Origin of the sequence: Kitasatospora sp. NPDC048296 (assembly GCF_043201815.1) — a bacterium.
In the GTDB taxonomy this organism is placed as follows: Bacteria; Actinomycetota; Actinomycetes; order Streptomycetales; family Streptomycetaceae; genus Kitasatospora.
This window is the reverse complement of record NZ_JBICZB010000069.1, coordinates 16263-43146: the sequence shown is the minus strand read 5'-3', so window position 1 is coordinate 43146 and position 26884 is coordinate 16263. Positions and strand designations below refer to the sequence as shown.

Here is a 26884-nt window from a genome sequence, read left to right as displayed (position 1 = left end):
CGCACCCCACCCGGGCCCCCACCAGCCCCCATCCACCACTCCGGGGGCAGCTCAACCCTGCACCGCTTGACAAAGTCCGCTACATATCAGGGCCTGTCCGGCGGATCCTCGCCGGGTCCGCGTCTCGGTGTCACTGCTCCCGCGCGCTTCGGGACGCCCCCGGCGGGACCGCCCCGGTTGCCGGGGGTGACACCCCGTCGAAGGATGGAGGGGTGACCCCGCCCGGCTACCTCCGCCACCCCCACCTGCACGGCGACCTGCTCACCTTCACCGCCGAGGACGACGTCTGGATCGCCCCGCTGGACGCGGACGGCGGCGGGACCGGACGGGCCTGGCGGGTCGGCTGCGACCGCACCCGCGTCAGCAACCCCCGCTTCTCCCCCGACGGCACCACCCTCGCCTGGACCAGCTGGCTCAGCCTGACCCCCGAGGTGTGGACCGCCCCGGTCGAGGGCGGCGAGACCCGGCGGCTCAGCTTCTGGGGCAGCCAGGACACCCGGGTGCGCGGCTGGCTGCCGGACGGCGAGGTGCTGGCCGTCACCTCCTTCCACGAGCCCTTCAGCCACTACACCTGGGCGCACGCCCTCCCGCCGGACGGCTCCCCCGCCCACCGGATGCCCTGGGGCCCGGTCCGCGACGCCCAGATGGCCCGCCGACGGACCGTGCTGCTCACCGGCTCCGCCCCGCACGAACCCGCCTCCTGGAAGCGCTACCGGGGCGGCGCGACCGGCCGGCTCTGGGTGGACGGCGAGCTGATCCTGCCCGGGCACACCGGCCACCTCGCCTCCCCGATGCCGGTCGGCGAGCCCCCCGACGACCGGATCGCCTTCCTCTCCGACCACGAGGGCATCGGCAACGTCTACTCCTGCCGCCCCGACGGCAGCGACCTGCGCCGGCACACCGACCACGCCTCCTACTACGCCCGCGAGGCCGCCACCGACGGCACCCGGATCGTCTACCAGCACGCCGGCGACCTCTGGCTGCTCGACGACCTGGACGCCCCCGCCCCGCGCCGGCTGCACGTCCCGCTCGGCGGCGCCCGGGCCGGCCGCCGCCCGTACCAGGTCAACGCCGCCTCCCAGGTCAAGGACCTCGCCTGCGACCAGACCGGGCGGGCCGGGGTGATCACCGTGCGCGGCAGCCAGTACTGGCTCACCCACAAGGACGGCCCGGCCCGCGCGCTCGCCGACACCCCGGGGGTGCGGACCCGGCTGCCGGTGGTGCTCGGGCACACCGGCGAGGCGGCCTGGATCACCGACGCGCAGGGCGCCGACGCGATCGAGGTGATGCCGCTGCCCGGCCACGAGGGCCCCTCCGGGATCACGGGCGGGGAGAGGCACCACCACCGGGTGCTGGCGGCGGGCCGGCTCGGCCGGGTCCTGGAGCTCACCGCCTCCCCCGACGGCGCCCACCTCGCCGCCGCCGCCTCGGACGGGCGGCTGCTGCTGGTCTCGGCCGCCGACGGCGAGGTGCGCGAGCTGGCCGCCTCCGACTACGGGCCGGTCTCCAGCGCCCGGTTCTCCCCCGACTCGCACTGGATCGCCTGGTCCCAGCCGGCCGCCGGGCGCTCGCTGCGCCGGATCCGGCTCACCCGCACCGACGCGCCCGCGCCGATCGTCGACGTCACCGACGGGCGGTTCGAGGACGAGCATCCGGTGTTCACCCGGGACGGCCGCTACCTGGCCTTCCTCTCCTGGCGCGGCTTCGACCCCGTCCACGACGTGCACACCGGCGACCTCTCCTTCCCGCTCGGCTGCCGCCCGTACCTCGTCCCGCTCGCCGCCGACACGCCCTCCCCGTTCGCCGCGCCCGCCGAGGACGGCGCCCCGCGCGGGGACGGCGGCGGGGACGGCACCGTCCGGGTGGCCCCCCAGGGCATCGGCGACCGGCTGCTGCAGTTCCCGGTGATCGCCTCCAAGTACTCGGCCACCGACGCGGTGCGCGGCGGCCTGGTCTGGCTGCGCTGGCCGATCTCCGGCACCCTCGGGCAGACCTTCGCCAGCCCCGAGGACACCTCCGGCCGCCCCTCGCTCGAGCACTACGACCTGGTTCGGGGCAGCCGCAGCACGCTGGTCGACAAGCTGGACGGCTACGCGGTCTCCGGCGACGGCGGGTCCATCGCGGTCTACTCGGCCGGGGCGCTGCGGGTGATCCCGGTCGGCGCCCCCTCCGCCGGGACCACCGTCGACCTGCGCCGGATCACCCACACCGTGCACCCGGCCGCCGAGTGGCGCCAGGCGTACCACGAGGCGGCCCGGATCGTCCGGGACCAGTTCTGGGACGAGCGGATGTCCGGCCTGGACTGGCCCGCGCTGGTCGCCCAGTACGAACCGCTGCTGGAACGGGTCTGCTCACCCGACGACTTCGCCGACCTGCTGCGCGAACTCCTCGGCGAACTCGGCACCTCCCACGCCTACGTCACCCCCTCCCGGCGCGCCGAGGGTCCCTCGCTCGCCCAGCAGCCGCTCGGCCTGCTCGGCGCCAGCGCCCACCGCTCCCCCGACGGCCGCTGGCTGATCGAGCGGGTGCTGCCCGGCGAGTCCTCCGACCCGCGCGCCCGCGCCCCGCTGGCCGCCCAGGGCATCCGGGACGGCGACGAACTGCTGGAGATCGGCGGCCGCCCGGTGGACCGGCTGCGCGGCCCGCTCCCGCAGCTGGCCGGCACCGGCGGCACCACCGTGGAACTCGCCCTGCGCAGCGGCCCGGACGGCCCGGTGCGGCGGATCACGGTCACCCCGCTGACCGACGAACGGGCCATCCGCTACCAGGACTGGGTGGTCAAACGCCGTGCCCTGGTACGGGAGTTCAGCGACGGGCGGTGCGGCTACCTGCACATCCCGGACCTGGGCGGCTCCGGCTGGGCGCAGTTCAACCGGGACCTGCGGCGGGAGCTGGACAAGCCCGCGCTGGTGCTGGACGTCCGCGGCAACGCCGGCGGCAACGTCTCCGAACTGGTGCTGGAGAAGCTCACCCGGCAGGTCCTCGCCTGGGACTTCACCCGGGACCGCCAACCGGTCCGCTGGCCCCGCCACGCCCTGCGCGGCCCACTGGTGGCGCTGGCCGACGAGGCGACCAGCTCGGACGGGGACGTGATCATCGCGGCGATCGAACTGCTCGGCCTCGGACCGGTGATCGGCAACCGCACCTGGGGCGGGGTGGTCGGGATGACCGGACGGCACACCCTGGGCGACGGCACCCAGATCTCGGTGCCGAAGAACGCCTCCTGGTTCAACGGCGGGCTCGGCTGGTCGGTGGAGAACCGGGGCGTCGAGCCTGACGTGCACGTGCTGCGCACCCCGCAGGACTGGGCGCGCGGGCGCCACCCGGAGCTGATGACCGCCGTCCAGCTGGCCCTGGAGCTGCTGGAGGACGCGCCCGCCGCGGCGCCCCCGCCGGAGACCACACCCCGGCCGGACCTGCGGCGGCCGCCGCTGCCGCCGCGGGCGGGGTGACGGGTGGCGTCACCCGGTGAGGGGCGGCGTCACCCGGGGCTCATCCCCAGGGGTCGCCCTCAGCGGTCATGTCGGCGGCAGCGCGCCGGTCGGCCTCGTCCTGGGCGAGCTTCTCCTGCGTCTCCCGGGTGCGCTCGACGTCGTTACTGAACGCGTCAACGGCCTCGTCGTGCGCGAGCGCGGCCCGCTGGGCGGCAGCCTGCCCGGCGGCCTCGTGCGCCTTGTGTCGGAACATGTCGAAAATGCCCATGGCTCCTCCTCCGGAGGGAAATGTCGGAATACCGGGCTGCCCCCACTCTCACACCGGGTCCGCGCGGACGCACCTTGAGCCTTTGGTCCCGGCGGAACGCGCCGAAGGGCCGTAGCCGGGGACGTTCGGCGGGCGGAGGGTGGCGGTGTGAGGAACTCGACCGAGGAACTGCACGACGGACCGCGCCGGCGGGTCGGTCCGCTGGCCGCGCTGGACGGGCGGCTGCCCGGCACCCACGACCTGCTGCTGATGCAGTGCCCCAGCTCGCTGCGCCCGCTGACCGGCGGCGAGCTGCCGCAGTGGGCGCGAGCGGTACTGCGGGCGCACCCGTGGGTGACGGTCGGCCGGGCGCCCTCGGTGGTCGGCACCCCGGTGGACGTGCCGTACTCGCAGCGCTGCACCCGGGACCCGGAGGCGGCGCCCGAGCACTGGATCCCGGTGACCGCGCGCGGCCCGCGCCCCGGACAGCGGCTGGACGCGCTCGCCCCCTGGGCGGCGGTGGCCCGGACGCTGCGGCCCGAGCGGCTGGCCGAACGGCGGGAGCGGCTGGATCCGGGGAGGGTCGCCGGGATCCCGGCACTGGCCCTGCTGCCGGAGGTCGGCCGGCTGGTGGCGGACCACCGCCTCGCCTGGGGCCCGATCGGCGCGGTCGGCTACGAGCTGGGCACCGGCATCCCGGTCGCCGGGCCGCTCAGCCCGCTGCGGCTGGTACTGCGCGCCCCGCACCCGATCAGCCGGAGGGACGCGCTGCAGCTGCGCCGGGCGCTGAGCAAGCTGCCGGTGCCGGTGCAGGCGGAGCTGGAGACGCGTTACGGTGCGGTGCAGCTGGCCGAGTACGCGGCGGGGGTGCACACCTTCACGTTGCTGACGCCGTACGGGCCCCGCGAGGTCCACGACCCGTGGTTCCCCCGGGGCCCGTACGTCTGATCCGTCGGGTCAGCCGCTGACGCTGGGCGTGCCCGTCTCCAGGTGGCCGGTGAAGCGCTGCGACCAGCTGCCGTCGACGTCCACCGTGACGGTGAAGTCGTACCAGCCGTTGGTGTAAGCCACCGCGTTGAAGAAGTCGCTGACGTTGCCGCCGGCCGGCACCTGGTACGTCCAGGGGCCGTCCGTCCGGTAGTTGTTGGAGGTGATGGTGAACGTGATCGGCGTGCTGCCGGAGTTGGCCATCGCGAAGTAGACCGCCAGCTTGCCGGTGCCCGGCTCGACCGCGTACGAGGCGGTGACGGCGGCGTTCTTGCCCTGCTGGGTGAGGTCGCCGGTGAAGCGGCGCAGGAACCGGTTCGGGCCGACCACGGTCAGGTCGTACTTGCCGTTGCCGAAGCCGTTGGTGCCGCAGTTGAAGAAGTCGGTGACGGGGCTGCCGGAATTGACGGTGTACTGCCAGGGGCCGCCGCTGCGGTAGGCGTTGGCGTAGGCGGCGAAGTGCGCGGCCCGGGCGGCTCCGTCGTTGGACATCTTCACCCAGACGTGCATGATGCCGCTGGCGTTGGTGTCCCAGTGGTCCAGGTTGGCGTTGGGCCGGTACGGCAGGGCGCGGGCCGGACGGGTGCCGGGCTCCTGCGCGGGCAGCGCGTTGTTGCCGGGCGAGGGGTTGCCGAGCGGGCCGCAGGTGGACAGACCGATGGTCTGCGAGGTGTCGGGCAGCGAGGGCATGCCGTACACCGGATTGGCGAAGTCGAAGATCGAGGTGAGGTCGCCGCAGACCTGGCGGCGCCAGGCGCTGATGTTGGGGCTGGTGGCGGGCTTGCCGATGGCGGCGGTCCACACCTCCAGGAAGCGCAGCACCGAGGTGTGGTCGAAGGTCTCGGAGTTGACCCAGCCGCCGCGGCTCCACGGGGAGACGGCGATCAGCGGGACGCGGAAGCCGAGGCCGATGTTGGTGGAGTTGTAGAACTCGCCCGCGGTGCCGGCGGGCGCCGCCGGCGGCGGGACGTGGTCGAAGAAACCGTCGTTCTCGTCGTAGTTGATCAGCAGAACGGTGGAGTTGAACACGTTGGCGTCCGCGTTCAGGGCGTCCATCACCATGTGGACGAAGTGCGCGCCGTCCTCGGGGGTGGCGTAGGGGTGCTCGGAGGACTGCTGGTCGGCGACGATCCAGGAGACCTGCGGCAGGGTGCCGTTCAGCACGTCGGCCCTGATCGCGGCGGCGATGTCGTCCGGGGTCCGGCCGGTGACCTTGGGCACCGAGCCCATGCCCTTGACGGCGAGCGGGCTGCCCGCCGGTGCGCCGGTGAACTGGCTGAAGTAGGCGAGGGCGTTGTCGCCGAAGTTGTCGCCGGCGTTCTGGTAGACCTTCCAGCTGACGCCGGCGTTCTCCAGTGCCTCGGCGTAGGTTTGCCAGCGCAGGTTGGACTCGTCGCCGCCGTCGTAGGCCGGGCCGCCCGCGGTGCCGGCGGGGTCGATCATCCCGCTCCAGTGGTAGGTGCGGTTGGGGCCGGTCGCGCTCAGCACCGAGCAGTGGTAGGCGTCGCAGATGGTCCAGTTGTCGGCCAGCGCGTAGTGGAACGGGATGTCGGCGCGCTGCAGGTAGCCGAGGGTGCGGACGGTGCCCTTGGCGGACACCCAGGAGTCCATCTTGCCGCCGTTCCAGGCCTTGTGCTGGTCGGACCAGGCGTGCGAGAGGTCACCGTTGCACTGCGCCGTGGTCTCCGGGGAGCCGCTGCTGCCCGAGGGGTTGAAGGCCCACGGGTACTGGCGGAAGAACAGGCCGTTCGGCTGGTTGAAGACGCTGTAGCCGCCGGATATCTGGATGGTGGCCTTGTCGGCGAAGCCGCGGACGCCCTTGAGGGTGCCGAAGTAGTGGTCGAAGCTCCGGTTCTCCTGCATCAGGATCACGACGTGCTGGACGTCGGTGATGGTGCCTGTCGTGGTGAGCGCGGTGGTGGAGGCGGTCGCGGCGGCGGCGCTCGGGGCGGCCTCCGCGGCGCCGGTGCCGACCGCCGCGAGACCGGCCGCGGCCGCTCCGGACAGCGTGACGAACTTCCTACGACTCAACTCGGCCATCAGCCCGGTCCGTCCCTTCACTGGCGATGTTGTGTGCACAACTCGAGGCCATCGATCGCGGAGCAGTCTCCACCACGGCCGCAGTGGCCCACCAGATGCGTGCGCCAGGTTTGTCGGACTGTTCGTCCGGGTGTCACCGAGCGACGCCGGGCTGAACGCCCGGCTGATCCGTCGAGGAGGAAATGAGGCCGGTCAGCGGTCCTTGACCTCGATGCCCAGTGCGTGGGCGAACTGCGGGGCCAGTTCCAGCAGTTGGCTGGAGCTGATGACCGCTCCGCGCAGCCCCTGGTGGCCGTCCGCGAGCCCGAGCCGGGCGGCACCGCGCAGGTCCGTCCTGCTCAGCGTGGCCCCGCGCAGCCGGACCTCCTCCAGCGTCGAGCCGGGGAAGGACACCCCGGTCAGCTTCGCCTCGCCGAAGTCCACGTCGCGCAGCAGGCAGTCCTCGAACACCACGTCCCGCAGCACGGCCGACCGCAGATTGACCGCCTCCAGCTTGCAGCCGCGGAACACCACCCGGCGCAGCGCCGAACCGTACCCGGCGATCCCGGCCAGCACCCCGCCGACGAAGGCGCTGTCCTGCCACTCGGTGTCGCTCAGGTCGCAGGCCACCCAGCGGCCGGCCTGCACCCAGACCTCGTTGAACCGGGCCTGGCGCAGCTTGACCCCGCTGAGCGAGACCCCGGTGAAGGCGCACTCCAGGAAGGCCGCGCCGGCACCCGACTCGTCGGTGCGCTCACCGCCGTCGAAGTGCGCGGTGTCGTACCGCTCGTCGCTGCGCAGCGGCCCGGTGTGCGGGCGCAGCAGCTCGGCGTACGGGAGGTCGGCGAGGCGGTCGGGGACGGAACGGGACATGGCGGCGGCACCTTGCGATCGGGGGCGGACGGTTCTCGTCCGCATGCTCGCACGCGGCACCGACAAGGCCCCGGACCGACCACAGTGGCGTGCGGCCGGTCCGAGGGCTGCTCAGTGGATCAGCCGTGCGCCCAGAGCGAGTTGACCCGGCTGCGCTCGGTGCCGTTCGGGTACGGGTTGGTGCAGGACGGGCCGGGGCCGCCGCCCGACATCAGCTCGCTGCACGGACCGGAGTAGTGGTCCGGCAGGCCGAGCACGTGCCCGGTCTCGTGGGCCGTCACCCGGACCGGGTTGTACTGCCGGCTCTGCTGGTAGTCGAGGAAGATGTAGCCGCGTCCGTGCCCGTCGGTGCTGGCGTAGGAGCCGCGGCTGTCGTTGCCTTCGTAGTAGCGGAAGTCGGCGGCCGAGCCGGATCGCAACTGCACGTTGCTGACCGAACTGTTCCAGATCTGCGCGGCGTTGGCGATCTGGGTGCGGAAGGACGGGGCCGAGCTGGCGTCGTAGGTGACCACGACGGTGGCCAGGCCCGGGTTGGCGGCCTGCTTGGCCTTGGCGGAGGCCATCACGGCCTGGAAGAACGCCTGGTTGTCCGCGACCTCGGCGGCCGAACCGGCGTACGTCGAGGCGGTGTAGCCCTGTACCGCCGGGGCGGCCGGGGCGGCGGACGCCGCGGTCGCGGGCAGCACGGCGAGGCTGGCCGCGAGGGCCAGGCCGAGGCTGGCGGACAGCAAAGATCGCTTCATGTGGGGGTCTCCGATTCCTGCGGTGCCGTGGCCGGTTGGGGGCCGGCCCTGGGGGACACCTGGCGAACGGGTGATGTCCCCAGAGCTTCGGGCAGCCCGGCAGGCGGGCGGATGATGTCAACCCGCGATAGCCCCACCCAATACCCCGGCCGCCCCGGGGATTTGAGTTGACTTTCCTTTGTCTTGACTTGCCCATGCCCCTGGCATTCCGTTCCGCCGGCGGCTAGGCTCCGAGGCGGGGAAGTACCCACTGCGGCGGGCCGCCCGCTTCCGGCCGGGCGGCCCGTCGCGCCCTGATTCGCCTGGCAGTACGGTCAGTTCGCGGGCGCCACACCGTTCGCCCAGAGCGCGTCGACCTGGGCGCTCTCGTTGGCGTCGGGGTGCGCGTTGGTGCAGGACGGGCCGGGGCCGTGGCCCGACATCAGCTCACTGCACGGGCCGGAGTAGTCGTCGGGCAGGCCGAGCACGTGCCCGGTCTCGTGGGCGACGATCCGGAGCGAGTAGTACTCCTGGGCCTGCTGGTGATCGATGAAGATGTAGCCGTGTCCGTGCCCGTCGGTGCTGGCGTACGAGCCACTGCCGTCGCCCTCGGTGTACGAGAAGTCGCCGGTGCCGCCGGTCTCCTGGAGCTGGACGTTGTGCACCGAGCTGTTCCAGATCTGCGCGGCGTCGGCGATGTCGCCGGCGAAGGAGGGGGCATTGGTGGTGTCGTAGGTGACGGTGACGGTCTGCAGCCACGGGTCGGCGGCCTGCCTGGCCTTGGCGGAGGCCATCACGGCCTGGAAGAACGCCTGGTTGTTCGCGGCCTCCTCGGCCGAACCGGCATACGTCGAGACGGTGTTGCCATGGACCGCCGGTGCGGCGACGGCGGTGGCGGGCAGGGTCGCGAGGCCGACGGCGAGGGCCAGGCCCAGGGTCGCGGACAGCACGGATCGCTTCATGGGGGCTCCGAGTTCGCGGTGCGTCGGCTCGCCGAACCGGTGGGGGCCGGACCCGACGGCGGCGGCGCACGGTGGGGGCCGCCCCGGCCGGACCGGGGCGGTGTGGTGCCCCGAGCTTCGACCCAGCCGGGCCGGTCGCGGATGATGTCAACCGGCGATAGCCCGGCCGCATACCGGCGGGAGTCCGCCGTGCGGCCGGTCGACCCGCCCTTGATTCCCTGTCATGTCCTTGGCGAGGCGGCGCGACGACGTCTATGCTCCCGTCGTGGAGCTCGACGTGAGACACCTCCGGGTGCTGTGCGCGATCGCCGACACCGGCAGCCTCCGCAAGGCCGCGCTCCAGCTCGGCATGACCCAGCCCTCCCTCACCACCCAGCTGCACCGCATCGAACGGACCATCGGCGGAACCCTGTTCACCCGCGAGCAGACCGGCAGCCGGCCCACCGCACTCGGCCACTCGGTGCTGTCCCGGGCCCGGCCGGTGATCAGCGAGATGGCCGCGCTGGTGGCCGCCGCCCGGCAGGAGGCCCGGGACGCCGCCGGGCCCGGCCGACAGCGGCGGCTGCGCATCGGCAGCGTCGGCAGCCGGGCGGTCGCGGCCTGGCTGCGCCGGGTGCACGAGCGGCTGCCGGAGACCGACACCACCATCCACGTCGACATCTCCGCCAGCGCGCTGCTGCGGATGGTCGCCGCCGACCAGCTGGACGTGGCCTTCGTCCACGAGAGCGAGGGCTTCCCGCTACGGGTTCCACCGGACGCCGAGCACCGGGTGCTGATGGCCCGGGAGCCGCAGTTCGTCGCCCTCGCCGCCGACCACCCGGCCGCCGCCCGTCCGGTCGTCCACCTGGCCGACCTCGCCGAGGACACCTGGATGGTGGACCCGACCGCCGACCACGAGTACGCGGCGATGCGCCGGGTGTTCGGCGAGGCCGGGCTCAACCCGCGGGTGGTGCAGGTGCGGGACAACGCCACCGCCGCCGAGCTGGTCGCCTCCGGCGAGGCGGTCCGCCCCTGCCAGCCGACCTCGCTGCCCGGGCCCGGCACCGTGGTCCGCCCGGTGCACGGGGACCCGCTGGTCGTCCGGCTGCTGTTGACCTGGCGCCCGCACGCACTCAGCCCGCCCGCCCTGGACGCGCTGTACGGCGAACTGCGCGCCGCCTACCTGGATCTGGCCAAGGTCAGCCCGGCCTACCTGGCCTGGTTGGCCCGTCACGAACCGATGCTGCTGGGGCGTCCCTAGAGCCCCGTGGCAGCGGCCCGGGTCCGGCGCGCGCACCGGCGCGGTGCGCACGCCGGTGTGCACGCCGGGTCGTACATCGGCATGTGCGCCCTACGGAAACCCCGTTAGGAACCCGGGCGCGATGCCCTCGTATGTCCCCTTTATCCTTGCCGTCAGCCGTAGTTGACGCTTCGGTGCGCGAACCGGGTGACAGCGCGACGGGTTTCCGGGCGCGCCCCGCGCGCTGTCCCGCGACCGGCCCCGGCGCCCGGCTAGATTCGTCCCCGGTTGGAAGCGAGCGCGGGCCTTGCGAGGCCCCACGACACGGGCGGCCTGCGGGCAACGCGGAAGGTCAAGGCCGGTGGCAGGACAGCGGGGGCGGCAGTGCCGACCTACCCGCGTCCGCACCACCGGCCTCGTGATCACCGCGCTGCTCGCCAGCCCCAGCCGTGCGGTCGCCCTCGCCGCCTCGGCGGCCCCGGCTACTTCTCCCAGCCGACCTTGCTGTAATCGATACTGCCGAGGCCGAAGGCGCCGTAGTTGGCGAGTCCCTTGCGCACCGCCGCCACGACCGGCCGCTGGTAGAGCTCGACGGTGTGGCCGAGCTCCCAGATCTTCGCGTCCGCCTGGTTGTAGAGCTTCGCGGCCTCCACCGGGTCGACCGTTCCGGCCGCCTTCTTCAGCAGGTCGTCGATCTCCTGGCTGCCCAGGCGCGACGGGTTCTGGAAGGAGTTGTCGCCGATCGGCAGGCGGAAGTTGGCCAGGCTCTTGGAGTTCGGGAAGGAGTCGGTGTTGCGCCAGCTCGCGAGGTCGAACTTGCCCGGGGTCACGTACTTGGCGAAGAAGTCGTTCGCGGGCACCTTGTCCAGGTCGACCTTGACCCCGGCCGCCTGCCACATCGCCGCCGCCGCGGTGGCGAGGTCGAGCTGCGCCTGCGGGGTGCCGTCGCTGAGCACCCAGTGGAGCTCCAGCGACTGGCCGTCCTTGGTGCGCGGCCCACTGCCGGACTCCCGCCAACCCGCCTCGTCCAGCAGCTTCTTGGCGGCGGCGAGGTCGAACTTGGCCCAGTCCCCCGAGTTGTCCTGGTAACCGGTCTGGTTGGGCATGATGATGTGGTTGCCGAGCGGCTTGAACTCCACCGGCACCCCGTTGTTGGCGATCTTGATCAGCGCTGAGCGGTCGAGCGCCCTGCCGAGCGCCTGGCGGACCTTCTGATCCGCCAGCGCGCCGTTGCCGCCGAAGGAGATGTGCTGCTCGTCCCACGGGCTGGCGGTGCGGATCACGGTGTCCTTGGCATTCTTGAGCTGCCCGTACGCGGCGGCGGTGCTCGCCGAGGCGAGGTCGATCTCGTTGTTGAGGTAGGCCTGGATGCTCGCCGACTTGTCCATCACCCGGAAGGTGATCTTGTCGAGCTTGGCCCTGGTCCCCCACCAGGCCGGGTCCGGCACCAGACTGAGGGTCTGGGCGGTCTTGTCCGCCACGCCGACCTTGAACGGGCCGGCGGTGATCGGGATCTTCTCCAGCCAGCCCTTGTTGAAGTCGTCCGGCGTGGAGATGCCCGCCGCCGGGATCAGCGGGCGGAACAGGTTCTGCCAGTCCGCGTACGGCTGCGCGAAGGTGACCTTCACCTCGGTCGGGTCGGCGCCCTGCTCGACCGCGGAGATCAGCTCGTAGCCGGACGGGTCGTTGATGTTGTACGCCGGGTCCTTGCCGTTGCTGGTCTGCCAGTCCGCCTTGAAGTCCAGGTAGCTGAGCGGCTTGCCGTCCGACCACTTGGCCTTGGGGTTCAGCTTGTACGTGATCACCTGCGGCAAGGTCGAGGTGACCTTGGCCTCCACCAGGTAGTCCGGGTTCGGCTGGAAGGTGCCGGAGGCGTCGGTGCCGAACAGCGCCGGCTCCACCGCGCGGATCATGTCCACTGTGTCGGTGTAGGTTCCGCCGTCCACCTGGAGCGGATTCCACTGGGTGATCCACTGGTCCAGCTGGAAGCGCACCTCGCCGCCGTCCTTGACCTGGTCCAGCGGCTTGGCGTTGATGTCCTGGGAGTCCTGTCTCGGCGGCTCGCTCTTGGCCACGTTGTCGGCCGAGCCGCTCCCGCCCGAGGTGCACGCGGTGGCGGCGAGCGCGACGGCGACGGCGAGAACGGCCGCCCGGCAGAGGCGGCGGGTCGGGGTGGAAGCGTCCATGAGGGTCCCCCTGAGATTCGTGGCAGGAGTCGGTTCGTGGCAGGAGTTGGGTCGCACGAGGCATGACCGGGCTTGAGCGTGGGCACTCAATCCGGCACCGAGCCAGAGGAACGTAACAGCGGATCAGATCCGCCACCAGGGGGAGGAGCGCACACCTGATCCAAAAGTCACGGGGGGCAATCCCGCCGCAACACCCCTGCCGTCCCGGGGTGCTTCACTCTGACCTGCGCTTTCCCCAACTCCCCTGCCGCCCCCGCCACCTGACGCCCTGACCGGGCCCCGACCGAAGGCCACCACCCGATGCCCACCAGACGCGTCGGCCCCGCCCCCACCCCGGGCGGCCGTTGATGCTCCGCTACCTGGCGAAGCGGCTGAGCTACTACGCCGCGCTGCTGCTCGCCGCCGTCTTCCTGGCGTACGCGATCTCCGCGAGCGCCCTGCAGCCGCGCACCTACTTCGACGCCAAAGTCCCCCGCCCGTCCGCCGAGTCGGTCGAGCGCCAGCTCACCGCGCTCAACCTGAACGACCACACCCCGGTGGTCGAGCGCTTCGGCCACTGGGCCGACGGTCTGCTCCACGGCGACCTCGGCCGCACCATCCACGACACCCCGGTCAACGACGACTTCGGCCGCCGGGTCTGGGTCTCGCTGCGGCTGCTGCTGCTCGGCAGCCTGCTCGGGGCCGTCCTCGGCGTCGCCGCCGGGGCCTGGAGCGCCGTGCGCCAGTACCGGATCTCCGACCGGCTGCTCACCGTGCTGTCCTTCGTGCTGCTCTCCACCCCGGTCTTCCTGGTCGCGCTGTTCCTCAAGAACGGCGCGATCGCCGCCAAGGACGCGGCCGGCCACGAGGTCATCCCGTTCACCGGCTACGAGACCCCCGGGCTGGCCGGCGGCCTCGGCGCCCACCTCGCCGACTGGGCGCTGCACCTACTGCTGCCCACCGTCTCGCTCGCCCTCGGCGGTCTGGCCACCTACAGCCGCTACCAGCGCGGCACCATGCTCGACGTGCTCGGCTCCGACTACCTGCGCACCGCCGAGGCCAAGGGCCTCACCCGGCGCCGGGCCCTGCTCAAGCACGGGCTGCGCACCGCCGTGATCCCGATGTCGACCATGTTCGCCTACAGCTTCCTGAGCATCTTCACCGGCGCGATCTTCACCGAGACCATCTTCGGCTGGCACGGCATGGGCGAATGGCTGATCCAGTCGATCAACGAACAGGACGTCAACTCGGTGGTGGCGATCAACCTGTTCACCGCCGTCGTCGTACTCGCCTCCGGCTTCCTGGCCGACACCCTGCACGCCGCCCTCGACCCGCGCGTGCGGTCCTGACCGGAGGTGATCCTCAAGATGACCGTCGTCACTGCCGAGCCGGCCGACTCCGATTCCCCGGCCGGGTCTTCCGGCTCCTCGGGCGATGCCGGGCGGCCCCCGGCCGCCGGACGGGGGCGGCTCGTGCTCACCCGGCTGCTCGCCGCCCGCGGCGCCGTGGCCGGAGCCGTCCTGATCCTGCTGCTGTTCGTGCTCGCCTTCGGCGGACCGTTCCTGACGCCCTGGGACTACGCCGCCCCCGACTTCACCGCGCTGCACCAACCCCCCTCCGGCGCACACTGGTTCGGCACCAACGGGGTCGGCCAGGACGTGTTCGCGCAGACCGTCCGCGGACTGCAGAAGTCACTGATCATCGGGCTGCTGGTGGCCCTCTTCTCCACCGTGCTGGCCTCGCTGGTCGGCGCCTGCGCCGGCTACTTCGGCGGCTGGACCGACCGGGTGCTGATGTTCCTGGTGGACCTGCTGCTGGTCTTCCCCAGCTTCCTGATCATCACCATCGTCTCGCCCCGGCTGCGTGGTAGCGGCTGGATCGCCTTCGTGCTGCTGCTCGCCCTGTTCAACTGGATGATCACCGCCCGGGTGGTCCGCTCGATGACACTCTCCCTGCGCGAGCGCGAATTCGTGCGCGCCGCACGGTTCATGGGCGTCCGGCCGCTGCGGATCATCAGCCGGCACATCCTGCCGAACGTCGCCTCCTTCCTCATCATCGACGCCACCATCGCGGTCGGCGGCGCGGTGATGAGCGAGACCGCACTCTCCTACTTCGGCTTCGGCGTCCGCCCGCCGGACGTCTCGCTCGGCACCCTGCTCGCCGCCGGGACCAGCGAGGCCCCGGTGTTCCCCTGGATGTTCTACTTCGCGGCCGGACTGCTGGTGCTGTTCGTGCTCGCCGTCAACCTGGTCGGGGACGGGCTGCGCGACGCCCTCGACCCCACCGCCGGGGCGGCCGGCCGCTCGGGCCGTTCACGTCGCTCACGTCGTTTCGGCAGTTCCAGCCGTTCCAGCCGTTCCAGCCGTTCGGGTCGTTCGGGTCGTTCGGGTCGTTCACAGAGGAAGAGCCCGTGACCACTGTTGTCGAGACCCCGCTGCTCGCTGTCCGGGACCTGCGGGTGGAATTCGCCGGACCGCGCGGCCCGGTCCCCGCCGTCCGCGGGGTGGACCTCACCCTTCGGCGCGGCGAGACGCTCGGCATCGTCGGCGAGTCCGGTTCCGGGAAGTCCGTCACCGCGCTGTCCGTGCTGGGCCTGCTGCCGGGCACGGCCCGGGTCGGCGGCTCGGTGCGCCTCGACGGCCGGGAGCTGGTCGGGCTGCCCGGGAAGGAGCTCGCCGCAATCCGCGGCCGGCGGGTCGCCATGGTGTTCCAGGACCCGCTGTCCGCCTTCACCCCGGTCTACCGGATCGGCGACCAGATCGCCGAGGCGGTCCGCGTCCACCAGAAGGTCGACAAGGCCACCGCCCGCCGCCGGGCCGCCGAACTCCTCGACCTGGTCGGCATCCCGGCGCCCGACCGGGCCCTGGACAGCTTCCCGCACGAGTTCTCCGGCGGCATGCGCCAGCGCGCGATGATCGCCATGGCCGTCGCCAACCAGCCCGACATCCTGCTCGCCGACGAGCCCACCACCGCGCTGGACGTCACCATCCAGGCCCAGGTGCTGGACGTGCTGCGCACCGCGCAGCGGGAGACCGGCGCGGCGCTGGTCCTGGTCAGCCACGACCTCGGGGTGATCGCCGGGACGGCCGACCGGGTCGCGGTGATGTACGCGGGCCGGGTGGTCGAAACCGCGACGGTGGACGAGCTGTTCGCGGTGCCGCGCCACCCGTACACGCTCGGCCTGATCGGCGCGCTGCCCCGACTGGACGGGCGCGGCGGCCCGCTGGTGCCGATCCCGGGCACCCCCGCACCGATGGCCGAACTGCCGCCGGGCTGCCCGTTCGCCGCGCGCTGCCCACTGGCGGAGGAACGCTGCTCGGCGGCGGAGCCCGTCCTGGAGGGCGCCGAGGGGCACCTGGCCGCGTGCGTGCGGTCGGCGGAGCTGGCCGAGCGGCGGCCCGCGCCGAGCGAGGTGTACCCGGTGCCGGAGCTGCCGACCGCGACCACGGCCGGGGACCGCTCCTCGCGGGCGCCGGTGCTGTCGGTGAGCGGTCTCGGCAAAACGTTTCCGCTCCTCAAGGGCACGGTGTTCAAGCGCAAGGTCGGCGAGGTCTACGCGGTGGACGGGGTCGACCTGGACCTGCGGGAGGGCGAGACCCTCGGCCTGGTCGGGGAGTCCGGCTCCGGCAAGTCCACCACCCTGTTCGAACTGCTGAAGCTCGGCGCCCCGGACACCGGCCGGATCGAACTGCTCGGCCGCGACACCGCCCGGCTCACCCGGGCCGAGGCCCACCGGCTCCGGGCCCAGCTGCAGATCGTCTTCCAGGACCCGATGGCCAGCCTCGACCCCCGGATGCCGATCGGCGACATCATCGCCGAACCGCTGCGCGCCCAGCACGCCCCGCGCGCGGAGATCGCCGGCCGGGTACCCGAACTGCTGCGCCAGGTCGGCCTCGCCCCGGACCACGCCGTGCGCTACCCGCACGAGTTCTCCGGCGGGCAGCGCCAGCGCGTCTCGATCGCCCGGGCGCTCGCCGTCCGGCCGAAGCTGCTGGTGCTCGACGAACCGGTCTCCGCCCTGGACGTCTCCATCCAGGCCGGGGTGCTCAACCTGCTGCAGGCGCTCAAGGCCGAGCTCGGGCTCTCCTACCTGTTCGTGTCGCACGACCTCTCGGTGATCCGGCACCTCGCCGACCGGGTCAGCGTGATGTACCTCGGCCGGACGGTCGAGCAGGGCGAGGTCTCCGCCGTCTTCGACCGCCCCCGCCACCCGTACACCCGGGCGCTGCTCTCCGCCGTCCCGCTGCCCGACCCCACCGCCGAGCGCGCCCGCGACCGCATCCTGCTCGCCGGGGACCCGCCCTCCCCCACCGAGCGCCGCACCGGCTGCCCCTTCCGCACCCGCTGCCCGCTCCACGCCCGGCTCCCGGAGGCGGCCCGGGCCCGGTGCGAGCGGGAACGGCCCTCGCTCGACGCCGACCGGGCGGAGGGGGACCACCAGGCGGCCTGCCACTATCCGGAGGAACCCATGAGCTGATCACCGAGTCGATCACCCTCCGCAACCGCTCGAATGCGATTCGGCGGATCGGATCGGCGGCGTGTACTGTCTTCCACGTCAGCAGGCGCCGCTAGCTCAGTTGGTTAGAGCAGCTGACTCTTAATCAGCGGGTCCGGGGTTCGAGTCCCTGGCGGCGCACAGACAGCCGGAAGGCCCTTCGCGAAAGCGGAGGGCCTTCCGGCGTTTCCGGGTCGCGTCAAGGCGGGCCACCTGACGTTCAGCGGGTGTCGAGGACGGCGAAGGCCACCGCGTCCGGGCGGTCGAACATCACCAGGTGCCCGGCCGGGGCGGTCGTGCGGTAGTCGGCACCGAGCAGGGCCGCGAGTTCCCGCTGCTCGGCGAGCCAGTTCTCGGTGCGGCGGTTGCGGCAGCCGTCGTCCGAGGCCAGCACGGTGATCGGCAGGTCCTCCGGCAGCGGCCGGGTGCGCCGCAGTTCGTCCAGCTCGGCGGCCATGTCGAGGTAGCGCCCGTACTCCCGGAGCAGGGCACGCAGGGCCCGGCCGGTGCGGTAGCAGTGCCGGGCCAGCGGCGCCGGGGCGAGGTCCTCGCGGCGGACGGTGGACCGCCGGGCCATCGCCCGGCGGGCGGTCGGGCCGAACAGGTACGGCACCGCCAGCGCCCTTGCGGCGCCCGCCACCGCCCGGGCCGCCAGGTCGCGCGCGACGGGTGCCGGATACGGGCGGGCCGCCGGTTCGACGCTGGCATCGACCAGCACCAGTCCGGCGGCCCGCTCGGGGTGCAGCCGGGCGAAGGCCTCCACGTGGAGGCCCGCGAGCGAGTGGCCGACCAGGGTGCAGGGGCCGCCCAGCCCGAGGCCGTCCAGCACCGCCAGGATCCGCCCGGCCTCGCCGGCCGCCGTCGGGGCGGGCCGCCCGGTGGCGGGTTCGGCGGCGCTCAGCCCGTAACCGGGCCGGTCGAAGCGGACCACGGTGCGGTAGGGGGTGAGGAACGGGACGACGAGGTCCCAGTCGAACCAGCTGCTGCCGAGGCCGCCGGTGAGCAGGCAGACCGGGCCGGCGCCCTCGGTACGGACGTGCAGCGCGACGCCGTCGACGCGCAGGAAGCGCGCCTGCGGGTCGGAGGCGGTCGGGCCGGTGGGCACGGTTCCAGCCTAACCAGCGGCGAACTCCGCCCCAACCAGGAGGAAACGGACGTCCGGAGCACCGGGCGGAGCGGGAGTGGTTCGGGGCACCCCTCGGGACCGTGTATTGTTTTCCAGGTCAGCAGGCGCCGCTAGCTCAGTTGGTTAGAGCAGCTGACTCTTAATCAGCGGGTCCGGGGTTCGAGTCCCTGGCGGCGCACAGACATTGGGGAGCCTCTCGCAGCAGCGAGGGGCTCCCCGATTTTTTGGCCCTCGACGTCCGTTTTGCGTGTGATGTCGGTCTCGATTGCCGTTCCGGCGGAGCCATTCGGCCCGCGCGGCTCGTCCTGGGCAGTAAACCGGAATCGGGACAGAGGTCCCCGACCCCCGATGTCCCCGTCTGTGCAGGCTGGCCTGGTCCGCCCGCAGGAAGGCCGCGCCATGTCTGAGAACACCCAGGGCGGCGGCCGCACGCCGTCGATCAGTCTCCGGCCGGTCAAGCGGTTCAAGCGCTCCACCGGTCCGGCCGGCGGTGCGGCGGGCGGCAGAAAGCCGCGCCGGCCCAAGCGCACCGGCTGGCGCCGACTCATACCCACCTGGCGGATGACCCTGCTCGGTCTCGCCGCGTCCCTGCTGCTCGGCGTCGGCCTGTTCGCGCTGGGCGTCGCGCTGGTGAAGGTCCCGGACGCGCACGCCGCCGCGACCGCGCAGAGCAACACCTGGCTCTACTCGGACGGCTCGGTGATCACCCGCACCGGCCAGATGAACCGGCAGAACGTCGGCCTGGACAAGGTCTCCCCCGCCGCCCAGCACGCCGCGCTGGCCGCCGAGGACCGCAACTTCTACAACGAGGGCGCGGTCAACGTGCAGGGCCTGGTCCGGGCCGCCCTCAACACCGCCAGCGGCGAGGGCACTCAGGGCGGCTCCACCATCACCCAGCAGTACGTGAAGAACACGTACCTGAGCCAGCAGCAGTCGATCACCCGCAAGGTGAAGGAACTCTTCATAGCGATCAAGGTGGACGCCACCGAGAGCAAGGACGAGATCCTCTCCGGTTACCTGAACACCTCCTACTACGGCCGCGGCGCGTACGGCATCCAGGCCGCCTCCCAGGCGTACTTCGGCATCGACGCCTCCGCGCTCGACCCGGCCCAGGGCGCCTACCTGGCCACCCTGCTGAACGCCCCGAGCGCCTACGACGTGGCCACCACGACCCCGGCTGGCAAGCAGAACGCCGTCAACCGCTGGAACTACGTGATGGACGGCATGGTCAAGGAGGGCTGGCTCTCCGCCGACGAGCGGGCCAAGACCACCTTCCCCGACGTCAAGGACCCGCAGCCCAACCCGGGCCTGTCCGGCCAGTCCGGCTACCTGGTGGACGCGGCCACCCAGTACCTCACCTCGAACGGGGTCATCAGCGAGACCGAGCTGGCCAAGGGCGGCTACACGATCAAGCTGAGCATCGACCCGAGCCGCCAGCAGGCCCTGCAGGACTCCGTCCAGGCGCAGCTGCACGACACCCTGAACCCGGACAAGCGGAAGAAGGACGCGGCCGCCCAGGCCGGCGCCGTCTCGGTGGACCCGAAGACCGGCGCGGTCGTCGCCCTGTACGGCGGCCTCGACTACGTGAAGCACTACGTGGACAACGCGACCCGGCGCGACTACCAGGCCGGTTCGACCTTCAAGGCGATCGCCCTGGCCGCCGCCTTCGAGAACAACGCCAAGACCCAGGACGGCCGGACCGTCACCCCGCACACCGTCTACGACGGCACCAGCGGCCGCAAGGTCCGCGGCGGCAAGGGCACCCCGTACGCGCCGCCGAACGAGGGCGACAAGAGCTACGGCCAGATCAGCCTGCAGCAGGCCACCGACTGGTCGGTCAACTCGGCCTTCGCCCAGCTCGCGCAGGACACCGGGCTGCAGAAGGTCAAGGACACCGGTGTCGCGCTGGGCCTGCCCGGCAACACCCCGGGCCTGGACCCCGTGCCGTCCATCCCGCTGGGCGCGGCCACCCCGAGCGTGCTCGACATGGCCGGCGTGTACGCCACGCTGGACAACGGCGGCAAGCAGATCACCCCGTGGCTGGTGCAGTCGGTGGACCACGGCGGCGAGGCCGTGGCGCTGCCCGCGCACAAGACCACCCAGGCGATCAGCGCGGACACCGCCAACGAGGTCACCTCGATGCTCCAGGGCGTGGTGAGCGACCCGGGCGGCACCGGCTGGCGGGCGAAGGCACTGGGCCGTCCGGTGGCGGGCAAGACCGGTACCACCGATGACCAGAAGTCCGTCTGGTTCGTCGGCTACACCCCCGAGCTGGTCACCTCGGTGGCGCTGTTCGGCCAGGACCCGGGCACCGGCGCCCAGGTCAGCCTGAGCGGCGTCGGCGGGATCGACGGCGCGGCGGGCGGGCAGTACCCGGCGCAGATCTGGACCAGCTACATGAAGGCCGCGCTCAAGGGCCAGCCGGTGAGCGACTTCGCGGCCCCGGCGGACGGCGACGACTCCGCGGGGGCGACCGACCTGCCGACCGCCCCGAGCACGCCGACCACCGCCCCGTCGACCGGCGCCGCCACCCCGGGCACCGGCGCGGGCACCCCGCCGAGCGACAACTCCGGCGGCAACACGTCGGGCGGCAACGGCTCCGGCTCCGGCTCGGGCTCCGGCTCGGGCACGGACACGGGCTCCGGCGGGGCGACCACCGGGCCGACCGCTCCCCCGACCAGCCAGCCGACCACCCAGCCCACCTCGCGGCCCACCGGTCGGCCGACCCCCCAGCCGACGCCGACCACCGGTCCGACCACGGGGCCGACCACCGGTCCGACCAGCCAGCCGACCGGCGGAACGGACGCGCTCTCGGGGGCGGGGGCGGGCGGCTGACGTTCGGGGGCCTCGGGTTCCGGGGTCCTCGGGCCCCGGAGGCCTCGGGTGGGTGAGTGCGCCGTTGCGGACAGTGGGCAGCAGGACCGAATGACGAAATGGCGCCTTACCGAAGCGCCGGTCCGACTGTCACAATGCGTCGGTGCAAAGCTCAACGGCCTCGCCCACCCACCCTTCGGGCAGAACCCTCGGCCTCAGCCTCGCGCTGGTCTCCGCGTTCGCCTTCGGCGGCTCCGGCACTGCGGCCAAGCCGCTGATCGAGGCCGGGCTGTCACCACTGCACGTGGTGTGGCTCCGGGTCACCGGCGCCGCCGTGGCCCTGCTGCCGATCGCCTACCGGCACCGGGACGCCGTCCTGCGCCGCCCCGGCCTGCTGCTCGGCTTCGGCCTGCTCGCCGTGGCCGGCGTCCAGGCCTGCTACTTCGCGGCGATCTCCCGCATCCCGGTCGGCGTCGCGCTGCTCATCGAGTACCTCGGGCCGCCGCTGCTCATCGGCTACGTCAAGTTCGTGCAGCGCAAGCCGATCACCCGGGGCGCGGCCATCGGCGCCGGCGTCGCCGTGGCCGGACTGGCCTGCGTGGTCGAGGTCTGGAACGGCCTGAGCTTCGACGCCCTGGGCGTGCTGTTCGCCCTCGGCGCGGCCTGCTGCCAGGTCGGCTACTTCTTGCTCGCCGACGCCGGCCGCCGGGGCGAGCGCCCGATCCACCCGATGGCCGTCAGCGCGTACGGACTGCTCATCGGCGCCGTCCTGCTCACCGCCCTCACCCGGCCCTGGCAGGCCGACTGGAGCCTGCTCGGCGGATCCGTGGTGATGAACGGGCACACCCTGCCCGCGCTGATCCCGGCCGCCTGGATGGTGCTGGTCGCGACCGTGCTCGCCTACCTGACCGGCGTGATCTCCGTCGGGTACCTCTCACCGCCGATCGCCGGGGTGGTGGCCAACCTGGAGGCCGTGGTCGCCACCGTGCTGGCCTGGGTCCTGCTCGGCGAGCACCTGGGGCTGCCGCAGGTCGCGGGCGGTCTGCTCGTCCTGGTGGGCGCCTTCGCCGCGCAGATCAGCAAGCCGGCGGCGGTGGAGACGGGGGCGGCGGGCCGAAACGGCGGTGCGACCGAGGTGGTCGCCGGTGCCACCGCCCCGGGTTCGGCTGCTTCCGGTGCTGCTCCGTCGGGTGCTGCTCCGTCCGGTTCCACCGCCTCCCGGGCCGTCGGAACCGCTCAGGAGGGCCGGGAGCGGGTGGCCGCCGCCGAGCGCGGGGTCAGCGGCCGGTCCAGCCGAACCAGTCGATGTGATTGAGCGGCCACACGACGGCTGACACCGGACCGACCACGTTGTCCACCGGCACGGCGCCGCCGCCCGGACCCTGCCGGTGGTAGCGGGAGTCCGCCGAGTCGCTGCGGTGGTCGCCCTCGACCCAGATGTAGCCCGCGGGCACCTTCACCGGGCCGAAGTCCAGGCCCGCGCAGGAGTCGTCGCCCGGGTGCAGGTACGGCTCGTCGACCTTCTTCCCGTCGACGGTCAGCGTGGTGCCCGTGCACTGCACGGTCTCGCCGCCGGTCGCTATGACCCGCTTGACCAGGTAGTTGTCGTCCTTCGGAGGCACCAGCCCGACGAAACTGAGCACCGAGCTCACGGCGTCGGTGAACGGGTTCGAGTCGACGGGCTGCGGCGGCAGCCAGTTCCCCGGGTCCTTGAACACCACCGGCTGCCCCGGCTCCGGCTTCCAGCCGGTGAGCGGCGCGAGCTTGTTCACGCCGACCCGGTCGCCGACCCGCAGGGTGTTCTCCATCGAGCCGGACGGGATGGTGAAGACCTGGAACAGGCAGGTCTTGATCAGCAGCGCGACCACCAGCCCGACGACCACCATCGCCGGCAGCTCGATCCACCACGGCCGGGGGCGACGCGCCGAGCGACGCGCCTTGCGACCGCGCGGACCGCCGGCCCGGCGGCGGGCCTCGGCGCGGCCGCCGGGGGCGTCGGTTACGCCCGGGGCATCGGAGGCACCGGCTGCGCCGCTGGTGTGCCGGGTGTCCTCGACCTCCTGCACGCCGGGATCGCCGAGGGCTCCGCTGGGCGTTTCGGGCAGGTTCACCGCCATCGTCGCTGCTCCACCTCTCCGGCTGGGGAAATCTGCACGCTACGCCAACCGGGGAGCCTCACGAAATCCGGCATTTAGCCGCCCCCGACATCACCGGGCGGGAAGCCTCCGCTCGGGGTCGCCTCCAGGGGGTCGCCGTCAGGGGCGCCTTCAGGCCCGGGCGATGGCCTCGTGGTGGCGGATGACCTCGGCGATGATGAAGTTGAGGAACTTCTCCGCGAAGACCGGGTCGAGCTTGGCCCCGGCGGCCAGCTCCCGCAGCCGCTCGATCTGGTCCCGCTCCCTGGCCGGGTCGGCCGGCGGCAGCTTGTGCTCGGCCTTGAGACGGCCGACCCGCTGGGTCGCCTTGAAGCGCTCGGCCAGCATGTGGACCACCGCGGCGTCGATGTTGTCGATGCTCTCGCGCAGGCTGGTCAGCTCCGCCCGCACCGCGTCGTCGATCCCCTCGGGCGCGCCGGCGTCGGGGGTCGTGGGCTGGTCCGTCATCGGGGCGGCTCCCGGTGTCTGGGGTGGGCGCCCGGCCGTACGGCGGCCGGGCTCGGGCCCGGGCAAATCTAACAGGGCACCCGCTCCGGACCCGCACCGTTGGCCGGAACCGTCCGGCATCCGGACAGCCCGGTGGGACCGCCCCATCGGGCCGTCGGGGTACCCGTCAGCCGACGGCCCGTCCGACGCCCGGCCCCGACGCCCGGCCCCGACGCCCGGCCCCGGGGCGGGGCTGCCCGTAGGCTGGTGCGTGCATGACCGGAAGTGACGACTCAGCAGTCCCTCAGTAGTGGAGGAACCGATCGTGGCAACCATCCGCACCGCCCGTACCGCCTGGGAGGGCAACCTCCTCAACGGCAAGGGGCAGGTGACCTTCGCCTCCTCCGGGATCGGCGAGTACCCCGTCTCCTGGCCGGCCCGCGCCGAGACGCCCAACGGCAAGACCAGCCCCGAGGAACTCATCGCGGCCGCCCACTCCGCCTGCTTCTCGATGGCCCTCTCGCACGGCCTGACCCAAGCCGGCAACCCGCCCACCAAGCTCGACACCCAGGCCGACGTCACCTTCCAGCCCGGCACCGGCATCACCGGCATCCACCTGACCGTCACCGGCGACGTACCCGGCCTGGACGAGGCCGGCTTCGTGAAGGCCGCCGAGGACGCCAAGGCCAACTGCCCGGTCAGCCAGGCCCTGACCGGCACCACCATCACCCTCACGGCCCAGCTGGCCTGACCCTCTCCCCCCGGCTCGTCCGGGGCGCATCCGGCCACGCCCCCGGCGCGCAACCGGCGCCCGGGGGCGCGGCCTCGGCGCGCGCGATCCCGGCGCACCTCACGTGCTGCGTACCAAGGGCGCCCGAACGTTCCGCCACGCACGATCACAAAGGGGACGAATCACCCTGGCGGCGGTCACCGCGCGTTGTCGTCGCGTCCTATGATCGGCCGAAGCACCCTGTTCTTCACGTGGGTCCCCGCGCGACAGCGCCCCACGGCGGTCGCCCCGCAGCGGACCGGCTCCGAGGACCGTGACAGGGCGCGGAGCCGGCCGCCGGAGTCCCGACCGGCCTGGCGAACCATCGTCAAGCGTCAGCAGCGGACGGGAGCATGCCGTGCCGGGCCAGAACGAGGGGGCCGACGCACACCGCCCAGGCGTGCGACACGAGGAATCGTCACACCACCGCCACCTCACCGCGCCGGTCCTCGATCCGGCTTCCGCACCCTCGGCTGCGTCGGCCACCGCCTGCGGCACCCTGGAGGCCCCCGAGGTGCTGCTCTGCCCCACCTGCTCGGCCCCGTTGACCGGCGGCACCCATCCGGGCGCCGCCGATGCCCCCGGCCGGGAGGGCGGCGGCAGCGATCGACTGCTGGCGGCGCTGCGGGCCAGCGAGTCCCGGTTCCGGGCCGCCTTCTGCGACGCCGTCATCGGCATGGCCCTGATCGACCCCGAGGACCGGATCATCGAGGTCAACCCGGCCTTCGCAGCGCTGATCGGACGGGGCGTCGGCGAACTGGTCCGCACCCACCTGCACGAGATCATCGACCCGGAGGGCATGCCGCCTCGACTCTTCACCGAACTCGTCCACGGTGAGCGGGAACGGTTCCGCGTGGAGAAACAGCTCAAGCACCGCGAGGGCCACACGGTCTGGAGCAAGGTGACCGTCTCCCTGATCCGGGACGGCGCCGGGCAGCCGCTCTACACCCTCGCGCTGGTGGAGGACATCACCGAACAGCGCCGGCTCGGCGACCGCCTGGAGTACCAGGCCCTGCACGACCCGCTGACCCGGCTGCCCAACCGGACCTTCTTCTTCGAACGGCTCGACGCGGCCTGCCTCACCGGCACCGAGGCCCCCGGAAGCGGCGGGGGCCCCGACCGTCCCGTACCGGCGGCCGACGGACGCCGGGTGGGCGTCTGCTACCTGGACCTCGACGGCTTCGCGGCGATCAACGAGACCCTCGGCCACCACATCGGCGACCAGTTGCTGATCGCCGTCGCCGGCAGGCTGCGGGGCGGGCTCGCCGAACGCGACGCCCACCTGGTGGCCCGGATGGGGGGCGACGAGTTCGCCGTCCTGGTCACCGACAGCATCGGCAGCGAGCAGCTGACCGCGCTCGCCGGACGGATCCTGGAGGTGCTGGAACGTCCCTTCGACGTCGCCGGGCACCGGCTGGTGATCACCGCCAGCGTGGGCGTCGTCGAACGCTCGGTGCACGAGACCACCCCGACCGACCTGGTCAAGGACGCCGACGCCACCCTCTACTGGTCCAAGGCCGACGGCCGCGCCCGCTGGACCCTCTACGACCCGGACCGCGGCGCCCACCAACTCACCCGCCAACTGCTCGCCACCGCGCTGCGGCCGGCCCTGGAGCGCGGCGAGTTCAGCGTCGAGTACCAGCCTCTGGTCGGCCTGGCCGACGGCGCGGTGCACGGCGCCGAGGCCCTGGTCCGCTGGCGCCACCCCCGCTACGGGACGATCTCCCCGGACCGCTTCATCCCGCTCGCCGAGGAGTCCGGCGCGATCGTGCCGCTCGGCACCTGGGTGCTGGAGGAGTCCTGCCGTCAGGCCAAGCAGTGGCTCACCGAATTCCCCGACACCGAGACCTTCGTGAGCGTCAACCTGGCGGCCCGGCAGATCTGGGACTCCGACGTGGTGGCCGACGTCGCCCGGGTCCTCGAACGCACCGGTCTGCCGGCCCGACTGCTCCAGCTGGAGATCACCGAGAGCGCCCTGCTCGGCCCCGGTGGGCGCCCGCTGCAGGCCCTGCATGCGCTGGCCGACATGGGGGTGCGCATCGCGATCGACGACTTCGGCACCGGTTACTCCAACCTCGCCTACCTCTCCCGGCTGCCGGTGCACGTCCTGAAGCTCGACGGCACCTTCATCGAAGGCTTCCGCGACCCGGCCCCGACGGACCGCCCGCCCGTGCCGGAGCTCCGCTCCCGCCGCAGCGACGCCGACGAGCAGATCGTCGGCGCGATGGTGCAGCTGGCCCACACCCTCGGCCTGACCGTCACCGCCGAGGGCATCGAGAGCGCCGCCCAGGCCGAGCGGCTGCGACTGACCGGCTGCGACACCGCCCAGGGCTGGTACTTCGCCCGGCCCGGCGAGGCCGAGCTGGTCGCGGCGATACTCCGGGAGGGCCGCCCCACCCCGCACGGCCGATAGGGCACGGGCGGGGCGGGGCGGTTTCCGCCGGGGGCGGGGTGCGGCAAGGGGGTTGCC

19 protein-coding genes and 2 tRNA genes are annotated in these 26884 nt (G+C 72.9%); 12 read left to right on the top strand and 9 right to left on the bottom strand.

The annotated features are described in order from the left end of the window. Positions 1–212 precede the first annotated feature (212 nt). On the top strand, positions 213–3452 hold the full coding sequence (locus ACGF12_RS30725) for a S41 family peptidase (protein WP_393037156.1): 3240 nt from the start codon (positions 213–215) through the stop codon (positions 3450–3452). Between the two features lie 40 nt (positions 3453–3492). On the opposite strand, the gene ACGF12_RS30720 is transcribed toward ACGF12_RS30725, so the two are convergent. Further along, positions 3493–3702 carry a hypothetical protein gene (locus ACGF12_RS30720; RefSeq protein ID WP_393037153.1) on the bottom strand — a complete coding sequence of 70 codons (210 nt, stop codon included), beginning with the start codon at positions 3700–3702 and terminating at the stop codon, positions 3493–3495. 147 nt (positions 3703–3849) lie between these two features. On the opposite strand from ACGF12_RS30720, the gene ACGF12_RS30715 reads away from it, so the two are divergent. After that, positions 3850–4629 carry a phosphoribosyl-dephospho-CoA transferase MdcG domain-containing protein gene (locus ACGF12_RS30715; RefSeq protein WP_393037150.1) on the top strand — a complete coding sequence of 260 codons (780 nt, stop codon included), beginning with the start codon at positions 3850–3852 and terminating at the stop codon, positions 4627–4629. 9 nt (positions 4630–4638) lie between these two features. On the opposite strand, the gene ACGF12_RS30710 is transcribed toward ACGF12_RS30715, so the two are convergent. From ACGF12_RS30710 to ACGF12_RS30695, 4 genes are all read right to left on the bottom strand, one after another. Continuing rightward, positions 4639–6708 (bottom strand): phosphocholine-specific phospholipase C, encoded by a 2070-nt coding sequence (locus ACGF12_RS30710; RefSeq protein WP_393037147.1) that lies wholly within the window; start codon positions 6706–6708, stop codon positions 4639–4641. 192 nt (positions 6709–6900) lie between these two features. After that, positions 6901–7560 carry a pentapeptide repeat-containing protein gene (locus tag ACGF12_RS30705; RefSeq protein ID WP_393037144.1) on the bottom strand — a complete coding sequence of 220 codons (660 nt, stop codon included), beginning with the start codon at positions 7558–7560 and terminating at the stop codon, positions 6901–6903. Positions 7561–7679: 119 nt separating this feature from the next. After that, the gene (gene snpA / locus ACGF12_RS30700) at positions 7680–8303 is read right to left on the bottom strand and encodes a snapalysin (RefSeq protein WP_393037141.1); all 624 of its coding nucleotides are present in this window, start codon (positions 8301–8303) and stop codon (positions 7680–7682) included. A gap of 314 nt (positions 8304–8617) precedes the next feature. Next, positions 8618–9244, bottom strand: coding sequence for a snapalysin family zinc-dependent metalloprotease (locus ACGF12_RS30695; protein ID WP_393037138.1), 627 nt, complete (start codon positions 9242–9244; stop codon positions 8618–8620). 265 nt (positions 9245–9509) lie between these two features. Here ACGF12_RS30695 and ACGF12_RS30690 point away from each other — a divergent pair, with 265 nt between their 5' ends. Further along, on the top strand, positions 9510–10484 hold the full coding sequence (locus ACGF12_RS30690; RefSeq protein WP_393037135.1) for a LysR family transcriptional regulator: 975 nt from the start codon (positions 9510–9512) through the stop codon (positions 10482–10484). A 461-nt stretch (positions 10485–10945) separates the two neighbouring features. Here ACGF12_RS30690 and ACGF12_RS30685 read toward each other — a convergent pair whose 3' ends face one another. Then, positions 10946–12649 carry an ABC transporter family substrate-binding protein gene (locus ACGF12_RS30685; protein ID WP_393037132.1) on the bottom strand — a complete coding sequence of 568 codons (1704 nt, stop codon included), beginning with the start codon at positions 12647–12649 and terminating at the stop codon, positions 10946–10948. Positions 12650–12996: 347 nt separating this feature from the next. Here ACGF12_RS30685 and ACGF12_RS30680 point away from each other — a divergent pair, with 347 nt between their 5' ends. The 4 genes from ACGF12_RS30680 to ACGF12_RS30665 all read left to right on the top strand — a co-directional run bounded on the left by ACGF12_RS30680 (position 12997) and on the right by ACGF12_RS30665 (position 17264). Beyond that, a complete protein-coding gene (locus tag ACGF12_RS30680) occupies positions 12997–13977 on the top strand; it encodes an ABC transporter permease (protein ID WP_393037129.1) in 981 nt (326 codons plus the stop codon). Between the two features lie 18 nt (positions 13978–13995). Next, on the top strand, positions 13996–15042 hold the full coding sequence (locus tag ACGF12_RS30675) for an ABC transporter permease (RefSeq protein ID WP_393037125.1): 1047 nt from the start codon (positions 13996–13998) through the stop codon (positions 15040–15042). Next, the gene (locus ACGF12_RS30670) at positions 15039–17105 is read left to right on the top strand and encodes a dipeptide ABC transporter ATP-binding protein (RefSeq protein WP_393037122.1); all 2067 of its coding nucleotides are present in this window, start codon (positions 15039–15041) and stop codon (positions 17103–17105) included. Before ACGF12_RS30675 ends, ACGF12_RS30670 begins: the two co-directional genes overlap by 4 nt. A gap of 85 nt (positions 17106–17190) precedes the next feature. Beyond that, a tRNA-Lys gene (locus tag ACGF12_RS30665) sits at positions 17191–17264 on the top strand. A gap of 79 nt (positions 17265–17343) precedes the next feature. Here ACGF12_RS30665 and ACGF12_RS30660 read toward each other — a convergent pair. Then, entirely contained in the window at positions 17344–18228 is an 885-nt protein-coding gene (locus tag ACGF12_RS30660; RefSeq protein ID WP_393037120.1) for an alpha/beta fold hydrolase, read from the bottom strand. Between the two features lie 125 nt (positions 18229–18353). Here ACGF12_RS30660 and ACGF12_RS30655 point away from each other — a divergent pair. From ACGF12_RS30655 to ACGF12_RS30645, 3 genes are all read left to right on the top strand, one after another. Further along, positions 18354–18427, top strand: a tRNA-Lys gene (locus ACGF12_RS30655). Positions 18428–18648: 221 nt separating this feature from the next. Then, entirely contained in the window at positions 18649–21084 is a 2436-nt protein-coding gene (locus ACGF12_RS30650; RefSeq protein ID WP_393037117.1) for a transglycosylase domain-containing protein, read from the top strand. A 142-nt stretch (positions 21085–21226) separates the two neighbouring features. Next, positions 21227–22378: a DMT family transporter gene (locus tag ACGF12_RS30645; protein ID WP_393037114.1), complete on the top strand. Its 1152-nt coding sequence runs from the start codon at positions 21227–21229 to the stop codon at positions 22376–22378. On the opposite strand, the gene lepB is transcribed toward ACGF12_RS30645, so the two are convergent. Beyond that, on the bottom strand, positions 22341–23180 hold the full coding sequence (lepB, locus tag ACGF12_RS30640; protein ID WP_393037111.1) for a signal peptidase I: 840 nt from the start codon (positions 23178–23180) through the stop codon (positions 22341–22343). The two genes, ACGF12_RS30645 and lepB, sit on opposite strands and share 38 nt — an antisense overlap. Positions 23181–23330: 150 nt before the next feature. After that, the gene (locus tag ACGF12_RS30635; protein WP_393037108.1) at positions 23331–23666 is read right to left on the bottom strand and encodes a chorismate mutase; all 336 of its coding nucleotides are present in this window, start codon (positions 23664–23666) and stop codon (positions 23331–23333) included. 304 nt (positions 23667–23970) lie between these two features. Here ACGF12_RS30635 and ACGF12_RS30630 point away from each other — a divergent pair, with 304 nt between their 5' ends. Together ACGF12_RS30630 and ACGF12_RS30625 are read left to right on the top strand one after the other, a co-directional pair. Continuing rightward, positions 23971–24396: an OsmC family protein gene (locus ACGF12_RS30630; RefSeq protein ID WP_393037105.1), complete on the top strand. Its 426-nt coding sequence runs from the start codon at positions 23971–23973 to the stop codon at positions 24394–24396. Positions 24397–24928: 532 nt separating this feature from the next. Beyond that, positions 24929–26827 carry a putative bifunctional diguanylate cyclase/phosphodiesterase gene (locus ACGF12_RS30625; protein WP_393037161.1) on the top strand — a complete coding sequence of 633 codons (1899 nt, stop codon included), beginning with the start codon at positions 24929–24931 and terminating at the stop codon, positions 26825–26827. Positions 26828–26884 lie beyond the last annotated feature (57 nt).